General features: G+C 34.3%; 22 protein-coding genes, 2 tRNA genes and 1 other annotated feature. Of the genes, 23 read left to right on the top strand and 1 reads right to left on the bottom strand.

The annotated features are described in order from the left end of the window. The first annotated feature begins 69 nt into the window (after positions 1–69). The 12 genes from NE544_RS06580 to NE544_RS06525 all read left to right on the top strand — a co-directional run bounded on the left by NE544_RS06580 (position 70) and on the right by NE544_RS06525 (position 8,877). Positions 70–459, top strand: coding sequence for an Inorganic pyrophosphatase (locus NE544_RS06580; RefSeq protein ID WP_117570913.1), 390 nt, complete (start codon positions 70–72; stop codon positions 457–459). 96 nt (positions 460–555) lie between these two features. Beyond that, on the top strand, positions 556–1,098 hold the full coding sequence (gene rbr, locus NE544_RS06575) for a rubrerythrin (RefSeq protein WP_288522680.1): 543 nt from the start codon (positions 556–558) through the stop codon (positions 1,096–1,098). 63 nt (positions 1,099–1,161) lie between these two features. Continuing rightward, positions 1,162–1,410: a hypothetical protein gene (locus tag NE544_RS06570; RefSeq protein WP_118116594.1), complete on the top strand. Its 249-nt coding sequence runs from the start codon at positions 1,162–1,164 to the stop codon at positions 1,408–1,410. A 14-nt stretch (positions 1,411–1,424) separates the two neighbouring features. Next, entirely contained in the window at positions 1,425–1,886 is a 462-nt protein-coding gene (gene bilS, locus NE544_RS06565) for a flavodoxin family protein BilS (RefSeq protein ID WP_256268769.1), read from the top strand. 64 nt (positions 1,887–1,950) lie between these two features. Next, a complete protein-coding gene (locus tag NE544_RS06560; protein ID WP_256268768.1) occupies positions 1,951–2,472 on the top strand; it encodes a ferritin in 522 nt (173 codons plus the stop codon). A gap of 148 nt (positions 2,473–2,620) precedes the next feature. Continuing rightward, positions 2,621–3,526, top strand: a complete 906-nt coding sequence (gene nadA, locus NE544_RS06555; protein WP_118116588.1) for a quinolinate synthase NadA — start codon at positions 2,621–2,623, stop codon at positions 3,524–3,526. A gap of 1 nt (position 3,527) precedes the next feature. After that, on the top strand, positions 3,528–4,820 hold the full coding sequence (locus NE544_RS06550) for an L-aspartate oxidase (RefSeq protein ID WP_118116586.1): 1,293 nt from the start codon (positions 3,528–3,530) through the stop codon (positions 4,818–4,820). Next, a complete protein-coding gene (nadC, locus tag NE544_RS06545; protein WP_256268767.1) occupies positions 4,813–5,664 on the top strand; it encodes a carboxylating nicotinate-nucleotide diphosphorylase in 852 nt (283 codons plus the stop codon). Before NE544_RS06550 ends, nadC begins: the two co-directional genes overlap by 8 nt. Next, positions 5,665–6,171: a transcription repressor NadR gene (locus tag NE544_RS06540; protein ID WP_256268766.1), complete on the top strand. Its 507-nt coding sequence runs from the start codon at positions 5,665–5,667 to the stop codon at positions 6,169–6,171. Positions 6,172–6,324: 153 nt separating this feature from the next. Next, positions 6,325–6,726 carry an IS200/IS605 family transposase gene (tnpA, locus tag NE544_RS06535; RefSeq protein ID WP_256268765.1) on the top strand — a complete coding sequence of 134 codons (402 nt, stop codon included), beginning with the start codon at positions 6,325–6,327 and terminating at the stop codon, positions 6,724–6,726. Positions 6,727–6,749: 23 nt separating this feature from the next. Continuing rightward, positions 6,750–7,844 carry an IS200/IS605 family element RNA-guided endonuclease TnpB gene (tnpB, locus tag NE544_RS06530; RefSeq protein WP_256268764.1) on the top strand — a complete coding sequence of 365 codons (1,095 nt, stop codon included), beginning with the start codon at positions 6,750–6,752 and terminating at the stop codon, positions 7,842–7,844. Positions 7,845–7,980: 136 nt separating this feature from the next. Continuing rightward, positions 7,981–8,877, top strand: a complete 897-nt coding sequence (locus tag NE544_RS06525; protein ID WP_256268763.1) for a CPBP family intramembrane glutamic endopeptidase — start codon at positions 7,981–7,983, stop codon at positions 8,875–8,877. Between the two features lie 32 nt (positions 8,878–8,909). On the opposite strand, the gene NE544_RS06520 is transcribed toward NE544_RS06525, so the two are convergent. Continuing rightward, positions 8,910–10,550 (bottom strand): DUF2130 domain-containing protein, encoded by a 1,641-nt coding sequence (locus tag NE544_RS06520; protein ID WP_256268762.1) that lies wholly within the window; start codon positions 10,548–10,550, stop codon positions 8,910–8,912. A 146-nt stretch (positions 10,551–10,696) separates the two neighbouring features. On the opposite strand from NE544_RS06520, the gene NE544_RS06515 reads away from it, so the two are divergent. The 11 genes from NE544_RS06515 (at position 10,697) to uvrB (ending at position 22,007) form a co-directional block, all read left to right on the top strand. Next, a tRNA-Ile gene (locus NE544_RS06515) sits at positions 10,697–10,773 on the top strand. 14 nt (positions 10,774–10,787) lie between these two features. After that, positions 10,788–10,863, top strand: a tRNA-Ala gene (locus tag NE544_RS06510). 55 nt (positions 10,864–10,918) lie between these two features. After that, positions 10,919–11,398, top strand: a complete 480-nt coding sequence (locus NE544_RS06505; protein WP_256268761.1) for a methylated-DNA--[protein]-cysteine S-methyltransferase — start codon at positions 10,919–10,921, stop codon at positions 11,396–11,398. 546 nt (positions 11,399–11,944) lie between these two features. Continuing rightward, positions 11,945–12,183 (top strand) — a binding site (T-box leader). 69 nt (positions 12,184–12,252) lie between these two features. Next, a complete protein-coding gene (locus tag NE544_RS06500) occupies positions 12,253–13,404 on the top strand; it encodes a hypothetical protein (protein ID WP_256268760.1) in 1,152 nt (383 codons plus the stop codon). After that, positions 13,391–14,473 (top strand): iron-containing alcohol dehydrogenase family protein, encoded by a 1,083-nt coding sequence (locus tag NE544_RS06495; protein ID WP_118115387.1) that lies wholly within the window; start codon positions 13,391–13,393, stop codon positions 14,471–14,473. The genes NE544_RS06500 and NE544_RS06495 overlap by 14 nt, the downstream gene beginning before the upstream one ends. Before the next feature lie 140 nt (positions 14,474–14,613). Continuing rightward, positions 14,614–15,516 (top strand): permease-like cell division protein FtsX, encoded by a 903-nt coding sequence (gene ftsX, locus NE544_RS06490; protein WP_256268759.1) that lies wholly within the window; start codon positions 14,614–14,616, stop codon positions 15,514–15,516. Next, a complete protein-coding gene (locus tag NE544_RS06485) occupies positions 15,513–16,877 on the top strand; it encodes a murein hydrolase activator EnvC (RefSeq protein WP_256268758.1) in 1,365 nt (454 codons plus the stop codon). The genes ftsX (NE544_RS06490) and NE544_RS06485 overlap by 4 nt, the downstream gene beginning before the upstream one ends. A gap of 10 nt (positions 16,878–16,887) precedes the next feature. Next, entirely contained in the window at positions 16,888–17,574 is a 687-nt protein-coding gene (gene ftsE, locus NE544_RS06480; RefSeq protein WP_118115381.1) for a cell division ATP-binding protein FtsE, read from the top strand. Continuing rightward, positions 17,571–18,473: a permease-like cell division protein FtsX gene (ftsX, locus tag NE544_RS06475; protein ID WP_256268757.1), complete on the top strand. Its 903-nt coding sequence runs from the start codon at positions 17,571–17,573 to the stop codon at positions 18,471–18,473. The genes ftsE and ftsX (NE544_RS06475) overlap by 4 nt, the downstream gene beginning before the upstream one ends. Positions 18,474–18,569: 96 nt before the next feature. Then, entirely contained in the window at positions 18,570–19,985 is a 1,416-nt protein-coding gene (locus tag NE544_RS06470) for a S41 family peptidase (protein ID WP_256268756.1), read from the top strand. A 48-nt stretch (positions 19,986–20,033) separates the two neighbouring features. Beyond that, positions 20,034–22,007, top strand: a complete 1,974-nt coding sequence (gene uvrB / locus NE544_RS06465; protein ID WP_256268755.1) for an excinuclease ABC subunit UvrB — start codon at positions 20,034–20,036, stop codon at positions 22,005–22,007.

Genomic DNA, 22,007 nt, shown 5'->3' with positions numbered 1-22,007 from the left:
TTCTTGTATTGTAAATAATTTTGTAAATGCTATAATAATTTATAGACTATTACAAGACAGGAGGTTATTATGCAGCAATTAGAAAATAACGCATACTTTTGGCAAAAGCTTGATACGCTATTGTTGTCTAGCAGTTGTACGATTGACCGGCCAAAAGGAAGTACTCACTATAAATTTACAAATTTAGTCTATCCTGTAGATTACGGTTTTCTTTCAGATACATTTGGTTCAGATCAAAAACCTATTGATGTTTTCAAAGGTTCTATCGCAACAAATAATGTAGATGCGATTGCGATTACAGCTGACATTCTTAAGAAGGATTGTATCGTCAAATTATTGATAGGATGTACAGAAGAAGAAACGATGCGTATTTTAGAGTTCTTGGATCAAACCGAATTCCAAAAAGCTATTTTAGTACGTAGAGGTAACGACACACCATCATGGTCAAATAACGATTAGAAAAGACAAGTCTTAGGATTTGTCTTTTTCTTATGCGTTTTAATGGAAAAACATGTTGAGTTGATTTAAAATAAAGACAGATAGGAGGTCTTTATTATGGAATTAAAAGGATCTAAAACAGAAAAGAATTTAATGGCTGCTTTTGCAGGGGAATCTCAGGCATGTGTTAAGTATCAATATTATGCTTCACAAGCTAAGAAAGATGGTTATGTAAAGATTCAGAACATTTTCACTGAAACATCAAATAATGAAAAAGAACACGCAAAATTATGGTTCAAGGCTTTGCATGGTGGAAAAGTTCCTACAACAACAGAAAACCTAAAAGATGCGGCTGCTGGTGAAAACTATGAGTGGACAGATATGTACGCAACAATGGCTAAAGAAGCTCGTGAAGAAGGCTTTGATGATATTGCTGCCTTGTTCGAAGGTGTAGGTGCTATTGAAAAACACCACGAAGCTCGTTATAAAGCTATGTTGAAAGATGTTGAAGAAGATGCTATGTTTAAAAAGGCAACTTCAACCGTTTGGATTTGTTTGAATTGTGGACACATTCACTATGGCGAAACAGCTCCATTGGTATGTCCAGTATGTAATCATCCACAGGCTTATTTCCAAGAGTTAAAAGATCATTACGAATAATAATATCTCATGGTAGCTTCGGCTACCTTTTCTTATCTTTGAAAGTTGTGCTAAAATAGTCCTATGGAAATGATAGAGGCAATTGAAAAATTAAAAGATAATCATGCACTAATATGTTTAGAGAATCGTGCGTTGATTAAAATGGAAAAAGAAAAAATTTATATATGGCATAGTCAATGGCATTCAAAGCTTTCAAGAAATGATTTTATTTCACTATTTCAACAGAATACGTTTGAAGTTTATGAAAATGACCATGGTATTGATATGGAAAAAGATGAAGAGTATTATGCATGGCGTAATCGATATTTGTAGAAAGGATATATTTTATGATAGGAATTGTATATAGTTCAAAAACAGGGAATACACAATCTTTGGCAAACAGCTTGAATTTTATGGAGTCAAAATATTGTGTACCTGTAGAAAACGCAAAAAATTTAGAACCTGTAGATTTATTGTGCATTGGATTCTGGTGTGATAAGGGAGATTGTGATGATCAAATGAAACAATATCTTTCTACACTACGTAATCAAAATGTTTTCTTGTTTGGAACGGCTGGTTTTGGTAAATCTAAAGAATATTTTGAGATGATTTTAAAAAATGTTCAAAGTCATTTAGATGCATCCAACTGTGTTAAAGGAACATGGATGTGCCAAGGTAAGATGCCTTTGGCAATTCGTGCAAAGTTTGAATCGAATCCTGAAATGTTGAAGAATTTTGATGAGGCTTTAAAACATCCAAACGATAAGGATGTTGATAGTTTAATGAAATCTGTAAATGAAGCGTTGTGAGAGCATATCACTACGCTTTTCTTGTTGCTAGGAGTATGATGTAGCTAGAAAGAAGGAATGTGCTATGTTGAGTAAGAAAGTAGCGGACTTGTTGAATAATCAAGTTAATAAAGAATTATATTCTGCTTATTTGTATTTGGATTTCGAAAATTATTATCATGATAAAAGTTTAGAGGGTTTCGCAAATTGGTATCATGTACAAGTACAAGAAGAGATTGCACATGCTCAATTGATGATGCAATATCTTCAAGACAATGATTATAGTGTTGTTTTGGAAGCTATTAATAAGCCAAATATTCCTTTAAATGAACTAAGTGATCCGTTAAAGGCAGGCTTAAAACATGAACAATACGTAACTGAATTGATTCATACTTGTTACGCAGCAGCTTATGAAGAAAAAGATTTTAGAACTATGCAGTTCTTGGATTGGTTTGTCAAAGAGCAAGGAGAAGAAGAAAAGAATGCTTCGGATTTAATTTCTCGATTTGAATTGTTTGGACACGATTCCAAGGGTTTGTATGATTTAGATGCAGAGTACAAAACTCGTGCTTATATTGCACCAAGCGTTTTACAGACAAAAAACTAAGGCGATGATTTTTGATTCATCGCTTTTTTCATGCTTATTTCATTGTGATATATAACTTATATAATATTGACTTTACAACTGTCTTGTCAGATGTAAAGCCTGGGTGTATAATTCAAAACGGTAAAATTTTTTAAGGGAGGAAAATTCCATGTCTTTAAAGGAAGATGTATTGAAATTAAAAAAGGAAAAAAATGCGATTATTTTAGCGCATTATTATGTAGATGGAGCTGTACAAGATGTAGCGGATTTTGTCGGAGATTCTTATGCTTTGGCAAAGAAAGCAAAAAATACAGATGCAGATATTATTGTATTTGCGGGTGTTAAATTTATGGGTGAAAGTGCCAAAATGTTAAATCCAGACAAGAAAGTATTGATGCCAGATTTAAATGCAGATTGTCCAATGGCACACATGGCAAGTAAGGCTGTTATTAAGAAGATGAAAGAAGAATATGAAGATTTAGCGGTCGTATGTTATATCAACTCAACAGCTGAATTAAAAACGATGGCTGATATTTGTGTAACAAGTTCAAACGCATTGAAGATTGTTCGTTCACTTCCAAATAAAAATATTTTCTTTATTCCAGACGGAAACTTAGGTGCTTATGTAAAGAAACAAGTACCTGAAAAGAATATTATCTTAAATGATGGATATTGTATTACGCATAAGCGTGTGACATTAAAAGATGTTGAAAAAGCACGTGAAGAACATCCAAATGTTCCAATTATTGTGCATCCTGAGTGTGTTAATGAAGTTGTTGAGGCAACTGATTTTGCAGGAAGCACTTCAGAATTAATTCAATATACAGTGGACAATCCAAACAAAGAATTTGTGATTGGAACTGAACTTGGTGTACTTCATGAAATGCAGTTGAAATCACCAGATAAAACTTTTTATCCTTTAACAGATAAATTAATTTGTATGAATATGAAGAAGGTATCTTTAGAAAAGGTTTATGATTGCTTGTTGAATGAGACAAATGAAGTGTTTGTAGATGAAGAAGTGAAGGTTATGGCTGAAAAGTCATTAGATAGAATGTTGGAGTTGGCAAAATAATATGGAAAAGTTAGAAGCAGATATAGTTATTGTTGGAACAGGTGCAAGTGGGTTGTTTGCAGCTTTACATGTTCCAAGTGATAAAAAGGTCATTATGTTGACAAAATCTGATGCCGAAAATAGTGATTCATTTTTAGCACAAGGTGGAATTTGTGTATTGAGAGACAAAAATGATTTTGATTCTTTTATGGAAGATACTATGAAGGCAGGGCATTACGAAAATCGTAAGGAATCTGTTGAAATTATGATCAATTCAAGCCGTGACATTATTAATGAATTGATTGGATATGGTGTTGATTTTGCGACAAAAGATGGTGAATTAGATTATACGCGTGAAGGGGCACACTCTAAACCACGTATTTTATTCCATGAAGATATTACAGGAAAAGAAATCACATCCACTTTATTAGATGTGGTTCGCAAATTAGAGAATGTTACAATCATGGAATATGTCACTATGACAGACATTATTGAAAAGGACAATGTATGTTATGGTGTTTTGGCAAAAGATGCCAACAACAATGAAATGAGCATTGAAGCAGGTTATACAATCTTTGCGTGTGGTGGAATCGGCGGATTGTATAATCATTCTACAAATTATCCACACTTAACAGGAGATGCCATTGCGATTGCAATCCAGCATGGTATTAAATTGGAAAATGTGGATTATGTACAGATTCACCCAACAACTTTATATACAAAGGAAAAAGGAAGAGCTTTTCTTATTAGTGAATCGGTTCGTGGTGAAGGGGCTAAGCTTTATGGAAAAGACGGAAAGCGTTTTGCGAATGAAGTGTTGCCACGTGATATCATGACACAAAAAATTCGCGAACAAATGAAGAAGGATGATATGCCTTATGTTTGGATGGATATGACTGTTTTAGGTGAAGAAGTCATCAAGAATCATTTTCCTCATATTTATGAAAAGTGTTTAGAAGAAGGATATGATTGTACAAAAGAATGGATTCCTGTTACGCCAGCCCAGCACTATTTTATGGGTGGAATTCATGTAGATAAAGATTCACGTACTTCTATGTCCCACTTATATGCGGTAGGAGAAACAAGCTGTAATGGTGTTCACGGAAGGAACCGTTTGGCTAGTAATTCCTTATTGGAATCTTTAGTTTGGGGAAAGAGAGCTGTTGTTGATTTATTGAAAAAGGAACCAGCTTATACAAATGATTTTGATCATTTGGCAAAAGTGACAAAGTCACATCAGTTATCAAATCAAGAAAAAATGTATCATGATATGGTACTTGAAGAAATAGAAAGAGAGAGGCAAGCTCGTGGATAAGAATACAATGCGTTTAAATGTGGATCACTTATTGATTCAAGCTTTGCAGGAAGATATAACAAGTGAAGATGTTTCAACAAATGCAGTCATGCCTTCCTATCAATATGGGCAGGTACAATTGATCTGTAAAGAAGATGGAATTATTGCAGGTTTAGAAGTATTTGAAAGAGTCTTTTATTTATTAGATGAAAACATGGAAGTGAAATTTTATGTAAAAGATGGGGATGTCGTTAAAAACAGACAATTATTGGCCGAAGTGTCTGGAGATGTTCGTGTTCTTTTATCAGGTGAAAGAACTGCGTTGAATTATCTTCAAAGAATGAGTGGAATTGCTACTTATACAAATCGTGTCGTATCTTATTTGAAGGGTTCAAAGACAAAGCTGTTGGACACAAGAAAAACAACACCAAATATGCGGGTGTTTGAAAAATATGCAGTTCGTGTTGGTGGTGGAAATAACCATAGATACAATTTATCAGATGGTGTGATGTTGAAGGATAATCATATCGCAGCAGCTGGTTCAATCACGAATGCAGTTAAGATGGCAAAGGATTATGCTTCTTTTGTTCGTAAAATTGAAGTGGAAGTAGAAAATTTAGAACAGGTTGAAGAAGCGGTTGAAGCCGGCGCGGATATTATCATGTTAGATAACATGAGTGTTGAAAATATGAAAAAGGCAATTGAAATCATTGATGGAAGAGCCGAAACGGAGTGTTCTGGAAATGTCACAAAAGAGAATATTGAAAAATTAACTGCCTTAGGTGTGGACTATATTTCAAGTGGTGCTCTAACGCATTCAGCACCTATTTTAGATTTGTCTTTAAAAAACTTGCAGGTGAAATAAATGGAAAAAGAAGCTAGACTTCAAGCCATTTATGACACGATTTCAAAAAGCGAAGTGCCAGTTTCCGGAAGTGCACTTTCCAAAAAGTTTAATGTATCAAGACAAGTCATTGTGCAAGATATTGCCTTATTAAAGGCAAGAAATGTTCATATTTATGCGACACACAAAGGATATGTATGTTCACCTCAAAGAGTTCGAAGAGTATTTTCTTGTTTTCATTTGAATGATCGTATGGAAGAAGAAATGAATGCAATCGTAGATTGTGGTGGCTGTATTGAAAATGTATTTGTCAAACATAATGTATATGGTAAGTTAGAGGCTAAAATGAACATTAGTTCTAGAAAACAAGTCAAGGAATTCATTGATTCTATTTCACAGAATCAGGCAAAACCTTTAACGGATCTAACGAGTGGATATCATTGTCATACGGTGAGTGCACAATCAAAAGAAGATTTAGATTCAATTGAGGAATCATTAAGAAAACTTCATATTTTACAAGAGGCCTAAGAGCCTCTTTTATAATGCAATCTAAGAACATTCGTGACTTTAATCATGAGATGAATTAGATGTACATATGTTAAATAAACAATTTAAAAATAAATGATAAATATAGTGCTTTAAATATATACATATGTTATAATATAGATGAGGAAAAAACATATGAAAGTTGTTAAAGGAAGAGGCTATGTATATTCTATACAGTATCATATCGTATGGTGTGTAAAGTATCGTCGTGATGTCTTGAATGGACAGGTCGCAACAAGATTAAAAGAGCTGCTGACTCAGATTTCAAAGGATAATGGTTTTCAAATTCTGGAAATGAATATGGATGAGGATCATATCCATATGCTGATCAATTGTACGCCGCAGCATTACATTCCAAATATTATAAAAGCTATGAAGGGTGTATCGGCCAGACTCTTGATGAAAGAGTTTGGGGATGATCTAAGATCCAAGTTATGGGGTGGACATCTATGGAATCCTTCTTATTTTGTAGCTACAGTTTCTGAAAATACAGAAGAACAGATTATAGAGTATATAAGAAGTCAAAAAAGAAAATAGCGAATCAATAAGGAGAAATCATCATGGAAAAGGCATTCAAGTATCGTATGTATCCAAACAGAGAACAAAGAATATTGTTGGCCAAGACTTTTGGCTGCACTCGTTTTGTATATAATCATTACCTGGCAAAACGTAGGGATGCCTATGAAAAAGTTGGAATCACATTAAGTTATTCGGCATGTGCTAAGGATCTAGTTTCTTTAAAGAAAGAATATGAATGGCTAAAGGAAGTGGATTCTGTGGCTCTACAGTCAAGCGTAAAGAATCTGGATACGGCATATATTAATTTCTTTCGAAAAAAGGCGGAATATCCTAGATTCAAATCGAAGAAGACACATCGTTATTCGTATACAACAAAGTATACGAATGGAAATATTGAATTATTTGACAATAAGGTTAAGCTTCCTAAGATTGGTCTTGTAAAGATAAAGAAAACACGAACCCCAAAGGGAAGACTACTGAGTGCAACCATTTCACAAGTGCCAAGTGGAAAGTATTATGTTTCACTATGTTATACGGATGTAGAAGAAGTCTTGTTTCCACTAACATATAATGAAACAGGTATAGATCTAGGTATCAAGGATTTTATCGTATTGAGTAATGGAGAAAAGGTAGAGAATCCAAAATATCTGAAGAAGTCGATTGAGAAACTGAAAAAGCTACAGAAGCAGCAGTCACGAAAAACAAAGGGCGGCCGCAACTGGATCAAAAACAGGATCAAGATCGCAAGACTTCATGAAAAGATAGCGAATCAAAGAATGGATTTTATCAACAAACTATCTACACGAATCATTACAGAATATGACATTATCTGCATTGAAGACTTAAAAGTAGAGAATATGCTTAAAAACCACAATCTAGCCCAGTCTATATCGGATGTATCCTGGTCAAAATTTACAACACAGCTAGAATATAAAGCCGAGTGGTATGGAAAGGTGATCAAGAAAGTAGACACATTCTATGCGAGCAGTCAGACCTGTCATTGTTGCGGATATAAGAATGAAGGAACAAAAGATTTAAAAGTAAGAGAATGGACCTGTCCAAAATGCCATTCAAATCATGACAGAGATGTAAATGCATCCATCAATATATTGATGCAAGGCATATTAGCAAATTAAGTAAAAATAAAACAACCGCAGGAACTGCGGGGATAGCTTGGTAAGAAAGGTTTCGATAGAAGCCTGTTCCCAAGAATCTCGTCACTTCAGTGATGAGAGGTTCAAGTTAGAATAAATTTAGAAAGTAGTGATTATTATGGAACAACCACCTGAATTTATGCCTGATAAAGAATTGAGTAAAGTTGGAGGCTCATTATGGCTATATATTATTATGCAGCTGACACTCTCTTTTTTGTTTAGCTTTGTAGCAATGCCTTTAATCATGTATTCTTTGTATTATGATTATTCTGCAATCAATGCCTGCATTGAAATGTTGATTTCTTTTATATCTGGAATCATCCTGTTATGGTTTATGAGTAGTTCTTTTAAACAAAAAATCAAAGATTTGAAGTTTACATTTAAACCCAAAGAGACAATAGATACTGTTTCAATGATGTATTTTTTAAATTATGCGATTGGTATTATTGGTGCTTTATTATCAAAATTTGGATTACCAGATACAAGCCCAGATTTTTCGTTAAATGGAAGTTTGCTCTATAATATTTTTACATTCACAAGTGTGGTCATTTTAGCACCTATATTTGAAGAGTTGATATTTAGAGGTATGATTCTACAGACATTGTCGAAATATAATAAAATGTTCGCCATTATTGTTACATCGTTGTTATTTGGACTTTTACACTTGAATATTACACAAGCCATCCCTGCTTTCTTTATGGGGCTGGTACTATGTTATATGTATCTTAAATCGGATAGTATTTTAGTTACTATGCTAGCTCATGCAGGTAATAACTTTTTAGCTTTAATGTCGGTTTATTCAAATCATGTTTTGATTACAGTTTTAGTGCTTGCTCTTGTGATTTATGGACTCATTACAATGGTATTAAAATCAAAAGAAATGAATGAATTTATTAAAGAAGAGAAGACAAATGAGAATTGGTATGCAAGATTCTTTAAGCGAATCCCAAATCTTTTGTATCTAGTATTTACCATACTTTGGATCATCATTTCATTATTCATGAATATGTTTTAAAAAGAGGACATCTCCTGTATTGGAAATGTCCTTTATTTGTCATCTTTCTTTAATTCATCAAACTTTTGCTTCATTGTAGGATTATTTCGTGTTAAACGCTTGATGGTTAAATCTTCTGCTTTATTATTAGCTAACTGTAATTGTCGCTCACTTGATAGTAAGGCTTCTTTTGTCTTTTGAAGATGTGAAATAGTTTTATCAATCTCTTCGATAGCTGTATTGAATTTTTTGGAAGCTAATTCATAATTCCTTGAGAACTTTTGTTTAAAATCATTCATGCTTTCTTCAAAATGTGTAATATCAATATTTTGATTTCTTACTTCTTGCAATTCATTCTTATATTGTAAAGAATTCAATGCAGCATTTCTTAAAATGGTGATCATTGGAATAAAGAACTGCGGACGAATTACGTACATCTTTTGATAGCGATGGGATTTATCAACAATACCCGTGTTATATAATTCGTTTTCTGGCTCTAACATAGAAACAAGAACAGCATATTCACAATTCTTTTCATTACGGTCTTTATCTAATTCTTTTAAGAAATCTTCATTCTTATGTTTTGTAGCCGTTTTGTCATTTTCGTTTTTCATTTCAAACATAATGGAAATGATTTCAATTCCATTCTCATCTAACTCACGATAGATATAGTCACCCTTTGATCCTGTGCGAGCATCATTATCTTTTTCAAAGTATGCATTTTGAAAGCCTGTTGCACGAAGTTTATTGAATTCTATTTCACAATGTTGTTCTAAAGATTCACCAATCATTTTAGTAGACTGTTTTAATTTAAAATCTTTATAGTAGGCAATTTGCTCATCTTTAGTTTGTAGTAAAGTGTCGTATTTTTCCTGCAAACTCTTTTCTTGAAGCTGATATTTCATTTTATCCTGTTCGATTTGATTTTGTAGATCTTGTTTAATACTCTTTACATTCAATTCATTTTCAACCTTTGCCTTATCCATATCTTGTTTTAAAGACTGGATTTCAAGGTTCTTTTCATTTAGCTTTGATTGGTATGTATTTTCTAGATTTGCCTTTAATACCTTTTCACTATTTGAAATGTCATTCTTTAGAGCTTGAATTTCATTTTCCTTTGCCTGCAACTGCAATTTATATTCTTGTTCAGTCTTAGATTCGTTGATCTTATTCTGTGAAAGAATCTGTTCTAATTTGGCATTGAGCTTAGATATTTCTAAATCTTTTTGATTTAACTGCTCCTGATATTCTTTTTGTGTTTCAGTTTTCGTTAACTGCGTACTTGCTTCTAGCTTTTCTTTTAATGAAATGACTTCCTGTTCTTTATCACTTTGTTTCTGATTGAAACCCGATTGCAGCTGTTTGATTTCAAGCTCTTTCTTGTTTAATTGCTCTTGATAAGCTTTTTCAGTTTCACTCTTGATAATTTGTTCAGTTGACTTTAATTGTTCTTTTAAAGAAATGATTTCTTGTTCTTTATTTGCCTGAAGCTCTTTGATTTCTAAGGCTTTCTGACTTAATTTAGCTTCATACTCTTTTTCAAGTTTAGATTGAATAATTTGGTTTGAATTTTTTTGTCTTTCATTTAATTCTTTTTCAAATTCTTCATTACGAACTTGTTGTAAGATTTCATGATATTGACTCTCATCCACCTGAAATACAGTTCCACAATTGGGACATTTTATTTGACTCATAAGCTACCTCCATTTTATAAGATTATAATTATTAAATTGACAATACTGATGTCTAAAACTAGATTAATTATAATATTTAAAAAAAATCAAAAAAAGACTTGCATAATATAAAATCACATGGTATATTAAATGGGCATTCAGCGAATGGGCCTGTAGCTCAGGTGGTTAGAGCGCACCCCTGATAAGGGTGAGGTCGTTGGTTCAAGTCCATTCAGGCCCACCATTTGCTGAAGATATGGGGTGTTAGCTCAGCTGGGAGAGCACCTGCCTTGCACGCAGGGGGTCATCGGTTCGATCCCGATACGCTCCACCAATTTTAAAAAGTAAGTCATCTTCGGATGGCTTTTTTTCTGTATAAAGGATGGGTTATGTATATACAATATTATGATTCACCATTAGGTAAAATGTTATTGGCTGCCGATGAAATTGGATTGATTGGCGTTTGGTTTGAAAATCAAAAATATTATGCGGATGGTTTGATAGACCCTGTTGAAAAAGAAATGGCTGTTTTAAAAGAAACAAAAGAATGGTTGAATCTTTATTTTAGTGGTAAGGAACCAAAAGTTTTGCCTAAAATGCATCTAATTGGAACAAAGTTTCAAAGTAAAGTTTGGCAACTTCTTCTTAAAATACCCTATGGTAAAACTATGACATATAAAGACATCGCAAGAATGATTTCTCCATCAATGTCAGCACAAGCGGTGGGAAGTGCTGTAGGACATAATAAAATCTCGATTTTGATTCCTTGCCATAGAGTGATTGGATCCAATAATAGTTTAACTGGATATGCAGGTGGAATCGAAAGAAAAGAATATTTATTAAAATTAGAAAAAAAGAATGAGATTTAATTTTGTTTTCACATTGCTTCTGTATAATGAAAAGTGCATACGCGTGTGTACTTTTTGAGGAGGAAGCAAAAGTCTTTCTATGAAAGGAAAAGGCACAAACATGTTGCGGTTTGGCATGAATGTGCAGAGTACTACTTGTGGAGTATCTTGTGATGCTTTACGTCATACTTTTAGTGACGTTAGCTATTATAGTCGCTGTTAAGTAGAAGCAGTATTATCTTTCATGCCGAATCCAAAAAAAGCGAACCCCTAGGGATTGCAGTCCCTAGGGGTTCTTTCTTATCTTTCAATGCCAAATACATTATAACAGAAAATTTAAAACTTTATAATAAAATATAAATTATCTTTAGATTGTTTGGATCAAATCAGGTATTTAACTGGATATGCAGGTGGAATTAAGAGGAAAGAAAAATTAATAGAAATTGAAGGTATACATGGGTAATGCGTACCTTTTTTTGATGGATGTAAAACGTAGATTCAGATTTACTGAAAATAAATGTAAGAAAATGCTTGCATAAATGAAAATGTGGTGTTATTATAAACGCACAAAACACAAGGAAATGGAGTAGTAAAAGGAAAGTCTTTGTTAGAGAGTTGTCGGTTGGTGCAAGACATGAAAGATCAAACTTTGAACTTACCATGGAGTGGTCAGGTTGATAAGACTTGAACGTAGGCTTAACGTTAATAAAGCAGGATGTGATAGCATCTGAAATGAGTGCATTCTTAAATGAATGAAGAAGAGTGGTACCGCGGAAGTATTGTAATTCTAACCTTTCGTCTCTTCTGTCTAAACAGGCAGCAAGAAACGATTGGTTTTTTTGTTAGCTTGTTGTGCACGCTATAGGAGGAAAAGTATGAAAGCACAAAAAGTTGGAAAAATGGCGATATTTTCGGTAGGCGCTGTATTATTCTCAGCACATGCTGGAGGTGGATTTGCCACAGGAAATCAGGCAAATACATATTATGTAGGTTTAGGATGGACTGGTATTGTGAGTGCCATAATAGCTATGTTGCTATTGATATTGACAATGCGAGAAGCCATGGTGATGTATAACCAGAGAAATTTGACAAGCGCAAAGGAATTGTTTGAAAACTTATATCATCCATTCGATAAGTTGGAAATTTTATTTGAGATCTTCTTTAATATCATGGTTTTGATGGCAGTTGCAGCAGCTATTAGTGGAGCTGCAAGTGCATTACAACAATACTTTGGATTTAATTATTATGCTTGTGTCGTTGCGGTTGGAATTGTTGTTCTTTGTTTAACAATTTTTGGAGCCAACGTAGTTCGTATGGCAAGTACATATATGGGTATGGCTATTTTGGTAACAGCCATTGTTATTTATGGTATGGGAATCATGAAAGGTCAAAATATTGGGGCTATTTTAGCAAATGACTTTACTATAAATGGTTTTATGAATATGCCTAAAGCCATCTTAAATGCATTTACATATGCAGGCTTTCAATGTGTGACATTACCAACGATCGTAGCATGTGGAGCTATCTTACCAGATCGAAAATCTTGTTCAAAAGCAATGTGGATCTCATTTGTGATGAATGCTGTTGCATTAGTTTTAAGTGTATTGATGTTAATTTCTTGGAAGAATGTTTATGGAGAAACAACTCTACCTACATTGACAAGTTTAAATGCGATGAATGCAAACTGGATGGTTGTTGTATATGGTATTTGTTTATTACTTTGCTTAATTTCTACAGCAGTAACAACAACATTCGGATTTGTGGCTCGCTTTGAAAATATTCGTGTTTTAAAGAATGTAGAAAATCCAGTAAAGAAAAGAATTATTGTATCTGCATTTATTATTATTGTATCCATGACAATTTCTTTAGCCGGATTAACAAATATTATTAAATATGGATATGGATATTGTGGATATTTAGCTATCGCAATCATTATCGTTCCATTCTTAACGGTCGGTGTATACAAGAATTATCATACAAAAAGTGTTGAAGTAAAAGAAGGAGTAGAAGTTTATGAAAACAATTGAAATGTCTAATTATTCAGTCGGAGAAAGTTGTTACAACGAAATCCCAGGTGTATGTGAAAAATACAACGTTAAAAAAGTTGTATTGATTGGCGGTAAAAGAGCTTTGGCAGCTGCTGAGCCAAGAATTCGTGAAGCCATTAAAGAGACTGATATTATTATTACAGATTCAATTGTATATGGTATTGAATGTACTATGACGAACGTACATAAATTGACTTCAAATCCAAACGTACAAGAAGCCGATGTTATCTTTGCGATTGGTGGAGGAAAAGCTATCGATACTTGTAAAACTGCATCCATTGAAATGAATGACAAAATGGTTTTCTCATTTCCAACAATCTGTTCAAACTGTTCGGCCGCTACAGCTATTGCCGTAGTATATGATGATAACGGAGCATTGGACCACTATTCATATCCTCATTGTCCTGCACACATCTTTATTAATCCAGATGTTATCGCAAAAGCACCAAGTGAATATTTTTGGGCAGGAATTGGAGATGCGTTGTCTAAACAATGTGAAGTAGAATTTGCAACACAGGGTAAAACTTTAGATCATACAGCTACAATGGGATTGGCATTAGCGAAAACTTGTACTGCACCATTATTGAAATATGGTAAACAAGGTATGGAAGATTGTAAAAATGATACAAATTCAGCTGCAATCGAAGCTATTGCCTTGGATATTGTCGTATCTACTGGATATGTTTCAAACTTAACAAACCAACCAGAATATTATTATAATTCAAGCATTGCGCATGCCTTCTATAATGGTAGTTGCTCAATTGCACGTGATGGGCACCATCTACATGGTGAAGTTGTATCTTTTGGTGTATTAGTATTGTATGCATATGCCAAAGATGAAGAAAATTTAATGAAAATGGCAAAATTCAATAAATCAATTGGCTTACCAGTGACTTTAGCTGATGTGGACTTGGATGAAAGCCATTTAGAAGCTTTGACTGAAGCGGCTACAAAAACAAATGAGTGGAAAAATGCACCTTTCCCATTCACAAAAGAAGAGTTTATTACCGCTATTAAAAAGGCAGATGCAGTAGGTCAAAGTTTATAAGAGATCGAGAAATCGATCTTTTTTTTTCTGCTTTAATATTATTTTCACATGAAAGGATTAGAATGAAGGTGTGTGTGAAATTTTGTGATTTGTAGGCTGATTTGATAGGTATGTTATAATTAGTGATGTAGGTGATAAAAATGTTACTGTTTTTTAAGAGTTTACCAAGACTAGTACGCAGTGCCAATAAAGATATGCACCGTCATTTCTCGATGACCTTTTCTTCCATTGTATCGATTGGCATTGCTTTATTAATGGCTTTGTTTATATTTGTGATTTATATGAATGTCGGAGGATTTACGAGTCAAATTGAAAATGAATTTATGATTCAAGTTTCTTTAAATCCAACACTAGAAGATGAAGAAATTAGTGAATTATCCGATTCAATTTCATCTCTTGCTTCCGTAAAAAAAGTAACGTATTCAAGTAAAGAAGAGGAATTGGATGCGTTGATCAAAGAAAATGGGGCGATGTTTAAACAATATAAGGGAGAGGACAAGAACCCTTTATATGACGTTTTGAATGTGGAATTAAAAGACAACACAAAAATTTCAAAAGTGACAAAGAAAATTTCAAAAATGGATGGTGTTGTTCAAGCTACATATGGAGGTAGTGCTATCAACACGATGATTCAACTGTTTAAAAATATCCGTGTATGGGGAAGTATCTTTGTTGGATTGATGGTTTTGATTGCCGTATTCTTGATTCGAAATACTATTAAAATGACAATTTTAGTACGAAAAGATGAGATTGCGATCATGCGAACAGTTGGTGCCTATAACTGGTATATTTCGTTACCGTTTGTATTAGAAGGAATCTTTATCGGCTTTTGGGGTGCATTAGGCCCTGTTTTGATTTGTATATTTGGCTATACAGGACTTTACCACGTAATGAATGGTATGTTTTTTAGTGACATGATGAGTATGCTGAAACCATATCCATTTGTATTGTGTACTTCAGGCGGCATTCTTTTGATTGGAATGGTTGTAGGAATGCTAGGAAGTTATTTAGCCGTTAGAAAATATTTGAGGTGGACACGATGAGAAAATATAAATTCTGTGCAGGTTTTCTAAGTTTAGCTATGGCCTGCTCATTAATCATGCCTGTTTCAGCAGAAGACTATTCTGATACAGAAGCCTGGTATGCCAAGTGTAGTCAGGCACAAACTTCACAAGCTGGCGTAAAAGCTTGTCAGGGATTTCAGGAATATCAGAAGAATCGTAAACAAAGTCTGCAAAACAGTATTGAAGCTTATACTTCGAGCATAGCTTCTTTGCAGAGTGATACGACAAAAATGGAGCAGCTTGCCAAGGAACAAAAAGAATTGGTTTCCAATCTACAAACGCAGATAAGTGAAAAAGAAAAATCGATTGAATTGATTGAAAACAACATTAAAGAATTGGAAGAGAAGATTCAGGCAAAACAAGCTGAAATTGATGCTTGGAACGCACAAATCGAAAATCGCATGAAAAATGAACAAACAACGATTGGAACCAATATGATTATAGACTTGATCATGGGATCAGATAGTTTAAGTGATATGCTTCGTCGTATTTCTGGAGTTGAAAGAATCACAGAAGATGATCAGTCGCAAATTAAAAAGTTAAATAAATTAAAGAAAGAACTTGTTTTGCAGCAAGATGAACAAAAACGTCTAGATGAAGACGCAAAAAGTCAAAAGGCAGAATTAGAATCGCAAAAAAAGCAGGCCAGTGAATTAGAGGAATCTTATAATAAACTGGTTGAAGAATATCAGAAAAAAATTACAGAATTAGAAGCACAGAAACGTTCCGCACAAGTGGACATGAATAGCATTCGAGACTTTGTGATTTCAACAAACTTCTCAGGATCGATTGAATCCGTATCTGGATTTATACATCCTGTACAAGGTGGAAGTAAAAGTGCAGGTACATGGGCATATCCTGGTGGAGGCATGCACTTAGGACTCGATTGGGCAGCTCCAATTGGTACAACTGTAGTAGCTCCGGCAAGTGGTGTTATTTTATATGCCGCAGCCCCTGTAGGAAGCAACTCAGGCTATTTGGGTAACTGGTCAGGATATCCTTATGGTGGTGGAAACACAATAGAAATGTTGTGTAATGTGAATGATACACTTTATGCCGTAAGTTTCTGTCACTTGTCGCAAACAATCTACGTAAGTGCAGGACAAAGCGTTTCACAAGGACAAGCAATCGCGTTATCGGGAAATTCAGGAAATTCAAGTGGGCCACATACACATGTTGAAGTCTATAATCTAGGTTCAATGTCTGTAAGTGATGCGGTAGCCCGTTTTAGTGCGGGTGCTGATTTTGCGTGGGGAACAGGCTGGTCAGGCACAGGTACTTCTTGTGAAGCTGGTAAAGCAGCGCCTTGCAGGGAAAGACCAGAAAAGTTCTTTAGTTAGGAGGAACATTATGATTGATTTAAAAGATGTTTCAAAAGCATATCCCAATGGAGTACATGCTTTAAATCATGTAAATTTACATATTGATAAAGGTGAATTTGTTTATGTGATTGGAGCCACAGGCTCTGGTAAATCTACATTGATCAAAGTGCTAAATGGAGAAGAAGTTCCAGATGAAGGTACAGTTATTGTAGATGGTATTAATGTAGGGGCTTTAAAACATAGAAAAGTTCCATACTATAGACGTAATGTTGGCTGCGTATTTCAAGATTATCGTTTACTTCCAAAATTAACTGTCTTTGAAAATATTGCCTTTGCCCTAGAAGTTGTGGGTATGCCACGCAAACAAATTCGTAAACGTGTAATGGAAGTATTAGAGCTTGTTGATTTGAAAGAAAAGGCTAGAAGTTATCCAGACGAATTATCTGGAGGACAACAACAGCGTGTAACGATTGGCCGTGCCATTGCGAATAAACCAAAAGTTTTGATTGCGGATGAACCAACAGGAAATCTAGATCCCGAAAAGAGTTTAGAAATTATTTCATTATTAGAAAAGATCAACCAAAAACTAGATACAACAATCATGATGGTTACACATGATAAAGTATTGGTTGACCGGTTTAAAAAACGTACGATTATGTTAGATAAAGGATATGTGATTCACGATTCGAATAAAGGTGGGTATAAGAGTTTATGATGAACGGTTTACGTACTTTTTTATACGAATTGAAGTATGCCTTTCTCCAAATGAAAAGACATATTATGTTGTGCTTTTCTGCCATTAGTGCCATTGGCATTACCCTACTTTTGATTGGTTCGATATTGATTATTGGATTACACGTTAATTATTTTTCCAATGATGTTCAAAAAGATTTGAGTATTCACGTTATTTTAAATGAGGATATTGATGATGAAACAGCTATATCAAGTATTCAGAGTGAAATATCTAAATTGAAGAATGTTTCAAAGGTAGAAGTATCTTCTAAAGATGATGAACTTGAACTTATGATCAAAGAAAAGGGAGATGCTTTTAAAGCCTATCGAGGAGAAACAAATCCCTTATCCAATGCTTTCTTTGTTTATGTAAAGAATGCTTCTTCTATCCGTAAAACAAGTGCGCAGATTCAAAAAATTGATGGCGTATCCAGCACGGCTTTTGGAGGAGACAGCGTTACAAGTTTAGTAGACATGTTGAATATGATTCAAAAGATTGGTTTAGGCATTGTTGCTTTATTGATTCTATTGTCTTTATATTTGATTTATAACACGATTCGAACGACAATCGATTCAAGAAGTGATGAAATCATTATTATGCGTACAGTAGGTGCAACGAATGGTTTCATCAGTAATCCATTCATTGTCGAAGGTATTTTTATTGGACTACTTGGATCTATCATTCCATATTTATTGGTGCATTTTGGATATGAAAAGCTGTACGAAAGTTTAGGCGGAAAACTATTCACACCTATGTTTGCCCTATTTAAACCAAGTACAATCAGCTTTCAAGTAGGACTCTCTATCATTCTTGCGGGAGCCTTGATTGGTGGGTTCGCATCCTTGTTTGCGGCAAGAAAATATTTGAAAATGAAACGATAAAAACATTGCAGAATAAAGGATTGTTTCGTATACTTTCTATATGGAATTATTGGGGCGAATGATTCGTCCCATTTTGTTTTAGAACAGGATGAGCTTATGAGAAAAAAAAGTCAAACAATATTGATTACACTACTATGCATTGCATGTTTTGGCGCAGGCATAAGTGTACCAGTTATTTTAAATAAAAAAACGACAGGAAATAGTAAAGAACAAGAAAAATTTGATACCATTTATTCAATTTTGAATTCAGATTGGTATTATTCGAATAAAATCAAAAATTTGGATTCCAAACTTATGGAACAAGCTATTGATGGAATGACAACTCTAGATCAAGATGCTCATACAAACTATTTTGACTTAGAACAAGCCAAAGCCTTTTCAAGCAGTCTTGAAGGAAGTAATGTAGGATTAGGAATCTCCTTTTATTTAAATGAAAATAAAAACTTCGTTGTATCCAACGTATACATCAATTCAACAGCGGATAAGAAAGGCTTAAAACCCCAAGATGAGATCATTTCATTAGATGATTTAAAATGTAGTGAAAATGATTCAGACACAATCATTAAATATATTAAGGCGCATGAAGGGCAGAATGTTAAGACAAAATATCTTCGTGATGGAAAAGAATATACGACAAATTTGATTCCAGGTACTTTTGATTCAACGGTCGTATGTAACGTATACGAAGATTATGGAGAAATTATTCTAACGAGTTTCTCAGAAAATAGTGGCAAAGATTTCTCAAAGGCAATGTCTCGCCTACAAGAAGCGGGAATTAAAAAGTTGGTCTTAGATTTACGTAATAATGGTGGCGGCTATTTAAATGCGGCATTGGAAATTTCGAGTTCTTTGATTCCTAAAAAGTCAGTTGTCTTCAAGGAAAAAAATAAAGATGGCAAGTTCACTAAACAAATGACAAAAGATGAATTCAATCAAGTAAAAATGGATAAGATTGTTGTTCTACAAAATGAAAATACGGCAAGTGCAGCCGAAGTTTTGATTGGTGCTTTAAAAGATAATTTAGGGGATACAGTGACTACGGTAGGAACAACATCTTACGGTAAAGGTACCGAACAAGTTACAGTACCATTCTCAGATGGAACAAGTTTTAAGTATACAGTGGCACGTTGGTATACGCCAAAAGGTACAAGTATCAACAAGAAGGGTTTTAAACCAGATGTTGAAGTAAAACTTGGAGAAGTGAAGACAACGTCCTATTATAAAGTCAAGAAAAAGGATGTCATCAAAAAAGACAGCGTGGACGATAATGCCCAGGCTTTACAAGTATATCTGAAGTATTTAGGATATGATGTGGATCGAACAGATACATATTTTTCAAATACCAGCTCTCAAGCTTTGGCAAGTTTTCAACAGGACAATCGTTTAGAAGTAACGGGAGATTGTGATAAAAAGACGTGGGATCTTTTGATGGAAAAAGTATTGTTGAAGATGAATGAAACACCAAGTGATGATACGCAAAGACAAAAAGCGATAGAAGAGGCACAAAAGTAAGTATTAACCTACTTTTGTGTATTATATATATGTGAAGGATGTGAGCATATGGAAAATCAGTTTGAATTAGTATCTGAATATAAACCGAGTGGAGATCAGCCAGAAGCTATTAGGGAATTGGTTTCTGGTTTAAAAGAAGATAAAAAGTTTCAAGTATTGTTGGGAGCTACAGGAACTGGAAAAACATTTACAATTTCGAATGTGATTGCCCAAGTGAATCGACCAACCTTGGTGTTTGCACATAATAAAACTTTGGCGGGACAGTTGTATTCTGAATTTAAAGAATTTTTTCCACATAATCGTGTGGAATATTTCGTCTCTTATTTTGATTATTACCAGCCAGAAGCCTATTTGCCAAAAACAGATACATATATTGACAAAAACACAAAGACCAATGAAGAATTGGATATGCTTAGAATGGCAGCTGTAAATAGTGTTTTAGAACGAAGAGATACGATTATTGTAGCTAGTGTTGCCTCTATTTATGGTGCTAGTAATCCAGAACAATATCGTCATATGATCTTTACTTTAAGAAGTGGACAGATCATTGAAAGAAATGAATTGATGCTAGCATTGGTACATCAACAATATAAGCGTAATGATACAGATCCATTAAGAGGGACTTTTAGAGTACGTGGGGATGTCATTGAAATCACACCAGGACATACGGATCGTTATTTGATTCGTATTGAAATGTTTGATGATGAAGTGGAAAGAATCTGTGAAGTCGATCCAGTAACAGGACATGTCAATCAGTCTTATCAGTTATATATTATTTATCCAGCTAACGGCTATGCGACAAGTATGGATATTATCAATCATGCAGCAGAGACAATTCAAGAAGAATTGGATGAAAGATTGGCTTATTTTGATGAGCAGGGTAAACCATTAGAAAAAGAGCGCTTGGAACAACGATGTCGCTACGATATAGAAGCATTAAGGGAATTTGGTGTATGTCCAGGTATTGAAAACTATTCAAGGCATATTGATGGCAGAAAACCAGGCGAAAGACCGTATACACTATTTGATTATTTTCCAGATGATTTCTTACTTGTGGTAGATGAAAGTCATGTATCCTTACCACAAATTCGTGGCATGTATAATGGAGACCGCGCAAGAAAACAAATATTGGTAGATTATGGCTTTAGACTTCCAAGTGCTTTAGATAATCGACCTTTGCGTTTTAATGAATTTGAGGGGTTGATTAAAAATGCCATCTTTGTATCCGCAACACCAGGAGATTATGAACTGGATCAAACGCATGGGGAAATTGTTGAACAAATTATTCGTCCAACAGGTCTTTTAGATCCGGAAGTCGAAGTGCGTCCTATTGAAGGTCAAATTGATGACTTAGTAGATGAAATCAAGGAGCGCATTGAAAAACATGAAAGAACTCTGATTACGACGCTAACGGTTCGTATGGCCGAAGATTTAACTTCGTATTTAAAAAATATGGATTTAAAAGTAGCGTGGCTACACCATGAAGTTACAACGATTGAACGTACGGAGATCATTCATGATTTACGCCAAGGTAAATACGATGTGCTTGTAGGTATCAACTTATTAAGAGAAGGTTTGGATATTCCAGAAGTCAGCTTGATTGCGATATTAGATGCGGATAAAGAAGGTTTCTTGAGATCAAGACGATCATTGATTCAGATTATTGGTCGTGCGGCACGTAATGCCCAAGGTAAAGTTATTATGTATGCCGACAAAATTACGGAAAGTATGCAGGAAGCCATAGATGAAACCGCAAGACGTAGATCGATTCAGATGGAATACAACGAAAAACATGGTATTGTTCCTAAGACAATCATCAAACCAATCCACGATGTAGTTCGTTCTAAGGAAACTAAGGAAATGGCAGCTAAGTATTTGAAGAAGAAAAAGTTGCCGGCAAAACAAAAGGAAAAGATGATCAAAGAATTAGAACAGGAAATGAAAGAGGCAGCTCGTACTTTAGATTTCGAAAGAGCGGCGCAACTAAGAGATATCTTGTTTGAGATGAAAGGTGAAAAATAA

Source organism: Holdemanella sp. MSK.7.32, from assembly GCF_024460475.1.
In the GTDB taxonomy this organism is placed as follows: domain Bacteria; phylum Bacillota_I; class Bacilli_A; order Erysipelotrichales; family Erysipelotrichaceae; genus Holdemanella.
This window is presented reverse-complemented; position numbering and strand designations above follow the sequence as displayed.

What these genes read in the sequence shown, in the direction of transcription:
- NE544_RS06580 (WP_117570913.1), top strand. Translation starts at nt 70, where the DNA reads ATGCAGCAATTAGAAAATAACGCATACTTTTGGCAAAAGCTTGATACG.
- rbr (WP_288522680.1), top strand. Translation starts at nt 556, where the DNA reads ATGGAATTAAAAGGATCTAAAACAGAAAAGAATTTAATGGCTGCTTTT.
- NE544_RS06570 (WP_118116594.1), top strand. Translation starts at nt 1,162, where the DNA reads ATGGAAATGATAGAGGCAATTGAAAAATTAAAAGATAATCATGCACTA.
- bilS (WP_256268769.1), top strand. Translation starts at nt 1,425, where the DNA reads ATGATAGGAATTGTATATAGTTCAAAAACAGGGAATACACAATCTTTG.
- NE544_RS06560 (WP_256268768.1), top strand. Translation starts at nt 1,951, where the DNA reads ATGTTGAGTAAGAAAGTAGCGGACTTGTTGAATAATCAAGTTAATAAA.
- nadA (WP_118116588.1), top strand. Translation starts at nt 2,621, where the DNA reads ATGTCTTTAAAGGAAGATGTATTGAAATTAAAAAAGGAAAAAAATGCG.
- NE544_RS06550 (WP_118116586.1), top strand. Translation starts at nt 3,528, where the DNA reads ATGGAAAAGTTAGAAGCAGATATAGTTATTGTTGGAACAGGTGCAAGT.
- NE544_RS06540 (WP_256268766.1), top strand. Translation starts at nt 5,665, where the DNA reads ATGGAAAAAGAAGCTAGACTTCAAGCCATTTATGACACGATTTCAAAA.
- tnpA (WP_256268765.1), top strand. Translation starts at nt 6,325, where the DNA reads ATGAAAGTTGTTAAAGGAAGAGGCTATGTATATTCTATACAGTATCAT.
- tnpB (WP_256268764.1), top strand. Translation starts at nt 6,750, where the DNA reads ATGGAAAAGGCATTCAAGTATCGTATGTATCCAAACAGAGAACAAAGA.
- NE544_RS06525 (WP_256268763.1), top strand. Translation starts at nt 7,981, where the DNA reads ATGGAACAACCACCTGAATTTATGCCTGATAAAGAATTGAGTAAAGTT.
- NE544_RS06520 (WP_256268762.1), bottom strand. Translation starts at nt 10,550, where the DNA reads ATGAGTCAAATAAAATGTCCCAATTGTGGAACTGTATTTCAGGTGGAT.
- NE544_RS06505 (WP_256268761.1), top strand. Translation starts at nt 10,919, where the DNA reads ATGTATATACAATATTATGATTCACCATTAGGTAAAATGTTATTGGCT.
- NE544_RS06500 (WP_256268760.1), top strand. Translation starts at nt 12,253, where the DNA reads ATGAAAGCACAAAAAGTTGGAAAAATGGCGATATTTTCGGTAGGCGCT.
- NE544_RS06495 (WP_118115387.1), top strand. Translation starts at nt 13,391, where the DNA reads ATGAAAACAATTGAAATGTCTAATTATTCAGTCGGAGAAAGTTGTTAC.
- ftsX (WP_256268759.1), top strand. Translation starts at nt 14,614, where the DNA reads ATGTTACTGTTTTTTAAGAGTTTACCAAGACTAGTACGCAGTGCCAAT.
- NE544_RS06485 (WP_256268758.1), top strand. Translation starts at nt 15,513, where the DNA reads ATGAGAAAATATAAATTCTGTGCAGGTTTTCTAAGTTTAGCTATGGCC.
- ftsE (WP_118115381.1), top strand. Translation starts at nt 16,888, where the DNA reads ATGATTGATTTAAAAGATGTTTCAAAAGCATATCCCAATGGAGTACAT.
- ftsX (WP_256268757.1), top strand. Translation starts at nt 17,571, where the DNA reads ATGATGAACGGTTTACGTACTTTTTTATACGAATTGAAGTATGCCTTT.
- NE544_RS06470 (WP_256268756.1), top strand. Translation starts at nt 18,570, where the DNA reads ATGAGAAAAAAAAGTCAAACAATATTGATTACACTACTATGCATTGCA.
- uvrB (WP_256268755.1), top strand. Translation starts at nt 20,034, where the DNA reads ATGGAAAATCAGTTTGAATTAGTATCTGAATATAAACCGAGTGGAGAT.